5 protein-coding genes are annotated in these 3,656 nt (G+C 67.9%); 2 read left to right on the plus strand and 3 right to left on the minus strand.

Annotated elements, in window-relative coordinates; genetic code table 11:
- On the plus strand, nucleotides 1–670 hold a 670-nt coding region (locus HC022_RS21130; RefSeq protein ID WP_167453734.1), incomplete at its 5' end, for an ABC transporter permease.
- A gap of 113 nt (nucleotides 671–783) precedes the next feature.
- Here HC022_RS21130 and HC022_RS21135 read toward each other — a convergent pair.
- From HC022_RS21135 to HC022_RS21145, 3 genes are all read right to left on the minus strand, one after another.
- Nucleotides 784–978: a hypothetical protein gene (locus HC022_RS21135; RefSeq protein ID WP_167453735.1), complete on the minus strand. Its 195-nt coding sequence runs from the start codon at nucleotides 976–978 to the stop codon at nucleotides 784–786.
- 225 nt (nucleotides 979–1,203) lie between these two features.
- Nucleotides 1,204–1,899, minus strand: a complete 696-nt coding sequence (locus tag HC022_RS21140) for an anti-sigma factor (protein ID WP_008886042.1) — start codon at nucleotides 1,897–1,899, stop codon at nucleotides 1,204–1,206.
- Complete coding sequence (locus HC022_RS21145) at nucleotides 1,896–2,453, minus strand: sigma-70 family RNA polymerase sigma factor (protein WP_008885381.1); 558 nt, start codon at nucleotides 2,451–2,453, stop codon at nucleotides 1,896–1,898. The genes HC022_RS21140 and HC022_RS21145 overlap by 4 nt, the downstream gene beginning before the upstream one ends.
- Nucleotides 2,454–2,609: 156 nt before the next feature.
- On the opposite strand from HC022_RS21145, the gene HC022_RS21150 reads away from it, so the two are divergent.
- Nucleotides 2,610–3,593: an AAA family ATPase gene (locus HC022_RS21150; RefSeq protein ID WP_167453736.1), complete on the plus strand. Its 984-nt coding sequence runs from the start codon at nucleotides 2,610–2,612 to the stop codon at nucleotides 3,591–3,593.
- Nucleotides 3,594–3,656 lie beyond the last annotated feature (63 nt).

Consider the following 3,656-nt stretch of genomic DNA (forward strand, 5'->3'; position numbering starts at 1 on the left):
CAATCTCGCGCAGCTGATCGCGGGCGGGCGCGCCTCGATGGCGGTGGGCTGGGCGGCGATGGTGCTGTCGCTGGTCATCGGCACCGGAGTCGGCGTCATCTCGGGCTTCTTCAAGAAGCTCGACGGCCCGCTCATGCGCCTGACCGACCTGTTCCTGTCGCTGCCGATCCTGCCGCTGCTGCTGGTCGCGGTGACGCTGTTCCGCCAGCCGCTGCGGGCCAACTTCGGCCCCGAGGGCGGGATGTTCATCCTGATCGTAACGGTGGTCGGCATCACCTCGTGGATGCCCACGGCGCGGATCGTGCGGGGCGACGTTCTCGCCATCAAGGAGCGCGAGTTCGTGCTCGCCGCCCGCTCCATCGGCACTCAGCCGTTCAAGATCATCACGCGCCACCTGCTGCCGAACGTGCTGTCGCCGATCATGGTCTCGGCGACGCTGGGCCTTGCCACCGCGATCATCACCGAGTCGGCGCTGTCCTTCCTCGGCGTCGGCTTCCCGTCGGACTTCCCGACCTGGGGCAAGATGCTGGCCGACGCCGTGGCGCGGATGGAGGACTTCCCCGAGCGCGTCATGCTGCCGGGCATCGCCATCTCGCTGACGGTGCTCGGGGTGAACTACCTCGGCGACGGCCTGCGCGACGCGCTCGACCCGCGCATCCGCGGCCGCTGATTTGGCCTCGGGACGGCGCTGCTGTCCCGTTGCCTCCAGAGCCGCTCCGCCCCGGCGGAGCGGGCTCCTCACCAGATCTCCGGGCGGCGGCGCACCCAGCGCCCCGCCCTTTTTCATGCCCGCCGAACGACCGATATGAACTGCAGCGTGTCATTGTCGCCCCCCCCGGGGGACCGGAGCGTGTCGGACTGCTCGCACACGATGTCCGAGCCGCCTGCATAGATCGCCCCGCTCAGGACCTGATCTCCGTCGAGGCGCTGCGCCATGCCCTGATCGTCGTCGAAATAGCCGTCGGTGTCATCGATCACCAAAATCACGTATGACGTGCTGCCCGGCAGGAGGGTGACCGCGTCGGACCCGAGGACGAACGTGTAACCGCCGTTGTTGTCGACCCGCCCGTCGCCGTGGTCGTGATCGAGGACATGCCGAAGACGTCGAGCATTTGGGCGGGCATGGGGAGGGGATCCGGCAGGGAAGGCTCCGGGAGCATGACGCAATACCGATAAGGAGCAGTAACGCCCGCCTCGCAGGCGCTATTCGTCGCGCGGCGCCATCTGGGCGATGGACAGGATCGGGCCCTGCGCCACACCGGTGGGCGAGCCGCCGGGCTCTTCCTCGGAGATCGCGATGGCCGCGCCGTCCATCGCTTCGGCGAGTTGCTGCGGCATCGGGATCTGGGTCAGACCGTCCTCGGCCACGAGACCCAGCGAGATCGGCGTGTCGCCTTCCTCGGGGATCATCCAAATCTCGAGCGAGCGTCCCGCCGGGTAGTCGCCGGCGTCGCGCTGCATCATGAAGGTCTGGCTCTCGGGCGCGTAATGCGCCAGCAGCACCAGCCCTCGCGACGGGGTCTCGAGGTCGGCCCAGAGATCGGGCTCGTTGCGGAAGTCGAGCAACCCCGAGAACATCGCCGCCCAGGCGATGGCGGCGGCGGCCACGGCGCCGAGCAGATAGGGCAGGATTTGCTGCCAGACCGACGGGCGCTTGCGGCCGAAGAGCCTGTCCTCGATCCGGCGCAGCAGCTGCGGCGGCGGCGCCACCGCCTCGACCGGATCGGTCAGCGCGGCGAAATACTCGCTCCACGCCTCCACGTCCTGCTGCAGGTCGCGGTCCTGCGAGAGCCGTGCCTCGAAGGCGCGAAGCTCGTCCTCGGGCAGCAGGCCGAGCACGTACTCCGCCGCCGCGGCTTCCCAGCCGCCCGGTAGATCGGTGTCCTCGGGCCCGCTCATCGGCTCAGGCACTCCCTCAGTTGCATCAGGCTGCGGCGCAGCCAGGTTCTCACGGTGTTGAGCTTGACGCCGGTGGCGTCGGAAAGCTCGGCATAGGTGGCGCCCTCGAGATAGGCGCGGCGGACCATCTCGGCACGTTCTGGCGGCAGCTCGGACATGCAGGACATCAGCGCCTGCGCTTCGGAGCGGCTTTCGGCCTGCTGCGCCGGGCCCGGCGCCGGGTCCGCCACCAACTCGGCGGCGTCGATGGGGGCCACGCGCGCCCGCGCGCCCGCGTCGCGGCGACGGCGGCGGTCGATGGCGGCATTGCGCGCGAGCGTGATCAGCCAGGTCATCGGCGAGAAGCCGTTGACACGATACTGCCCGGCCCTCGCCCAGATCTTGCAGTAGACGTCCTGAAGCGCCTCCTCTGCCAGGCCCCGGTCGTTCAAGACACGCAGGCACACGCCGAAGAGTTTCGCCGCCGTCCGGTCATAGAGCAGCCGGAATGCCGCGCGGTCGCCCATGGCGGTGCGGGCGATCAGGTCTTCGATCTCGGCTTGCGGGGTGGTCACTTGGATACGGCGCCTGAGCAGGGTCGGTCTTGCCGAAGCCTATCGCGGCAGCGCAGGCGGGGCAAACGCCAAGTGCACCCACGTGCCGCTCTTGCCCTTCCCCGCGATATGAGGCACCACGGGTGCCGAGAGATTAATGACGATCAGGGGCACGCCATGAGCAGCGATATCGACATCAATGCGAAACCGACCGAAGAGATCGAGGTCCGCGAGGTGTTCGGCATCGACACCGACATGGTGGTGCATGGTTTCCCCGAGCGCACCGACCGTGTTCCGGATGTGGACAGCACCTACAAGTTCGACCCTGACACCACGCTCGCCATCCTCGCCGGCTTCCGCAACAACCGCCGCGTGATGATCCAGGGTTACCACGGCACCGGCAAGTCGACCCACATCGAACAGGTCGCCGCCCGCCTGAACTGGCCCTGCGTGCGCGTCAACCTCGACAGCCACATCAGCCGGATCGACCTGATCGGCAAGGACGCCATCAAGCTCGTCGACGGCAAGCAGACCACCCAGTTCCAGGAAGGCATCCTGCCTTGGGCGCTGCGCAACCCGACCGCCATCGTGTTCGACGAATACGACGCCGGGCGCGCCGACGTGATGTTCGTGATCCAGCGGGTGCTGGAAACCGACGGCAAGCTCACCCTGCTCGACCAGAACCAGGTGCTGACGCCGCACAAGTATTTCCGCATCTTCGCCACCGCCAACACCGTCGGCCTCGGCGACACGACGGGCCTCTATCACGGCACCCAGCAGATCAACCAGGGCCAGATGGACCGCTGGTCGCTGGTGGCGACACTGAACTATCTCAGCATCGACGCCGAGGTGAATAGCGTGCTCAGCAAGGCGCCGCATTACAACAACGAGAAGGGCCGCAAGCCCACCCGCAAGATGGTCCCCGGGGCCGACTACACCCGCCGCGCCTTCATGAACGGCGAGCTGTCGACCGTGATGTCGCCGCGGACCGTGATCGCCTGGGCGACCAACGCCGAGATCTTCCGCAACGTGGGCTACGCCTTCCGTCTCTCCTTCCTCAACAAGTGCGACGAGCTCGAGCGCCAGACCGTGGCCGAGTTCTACCAGCGCTGCTTCGACGAGGAACTGCCGGAGAGCGCGGCGAGCCTCAGCATCGCCTGATCCGGGCGGGTGTCGGCGCCGCTCCATATCGGCCTGATCGGCGGTATCGGCGGGGCCGGCGCC

Origin of the sequence: Salipiger sp. HF18, assembly GCF_011806505.1 — a bacterium.
In the GTDB taxonomy this organism is placed as follows: domain Bacteria; phylum Pseudomonadota; class Alphaproteobacteria; order Rhodobacterales; family Rhodobacteraceae; genus Salipiger; species Salipiger thiooxidans.

Excerpts from the sequence above, each read along its gene's own strand:
- HC022_RS21140 (WP_008886042.1), bottom strand. The coding sequence starts at position 1,899 with ATGAGCGGGCCCGAGGACACCGATCTACCGGGCGGCTGGGAAGCCGCG.
- HC022_RS21150 (WP_167453736.1), top strand. The coding sequence starts at position 2,610 with ATGAGCAGCGATATCGACATCAATGCGAAACCGACCGAAGAGATCGAG.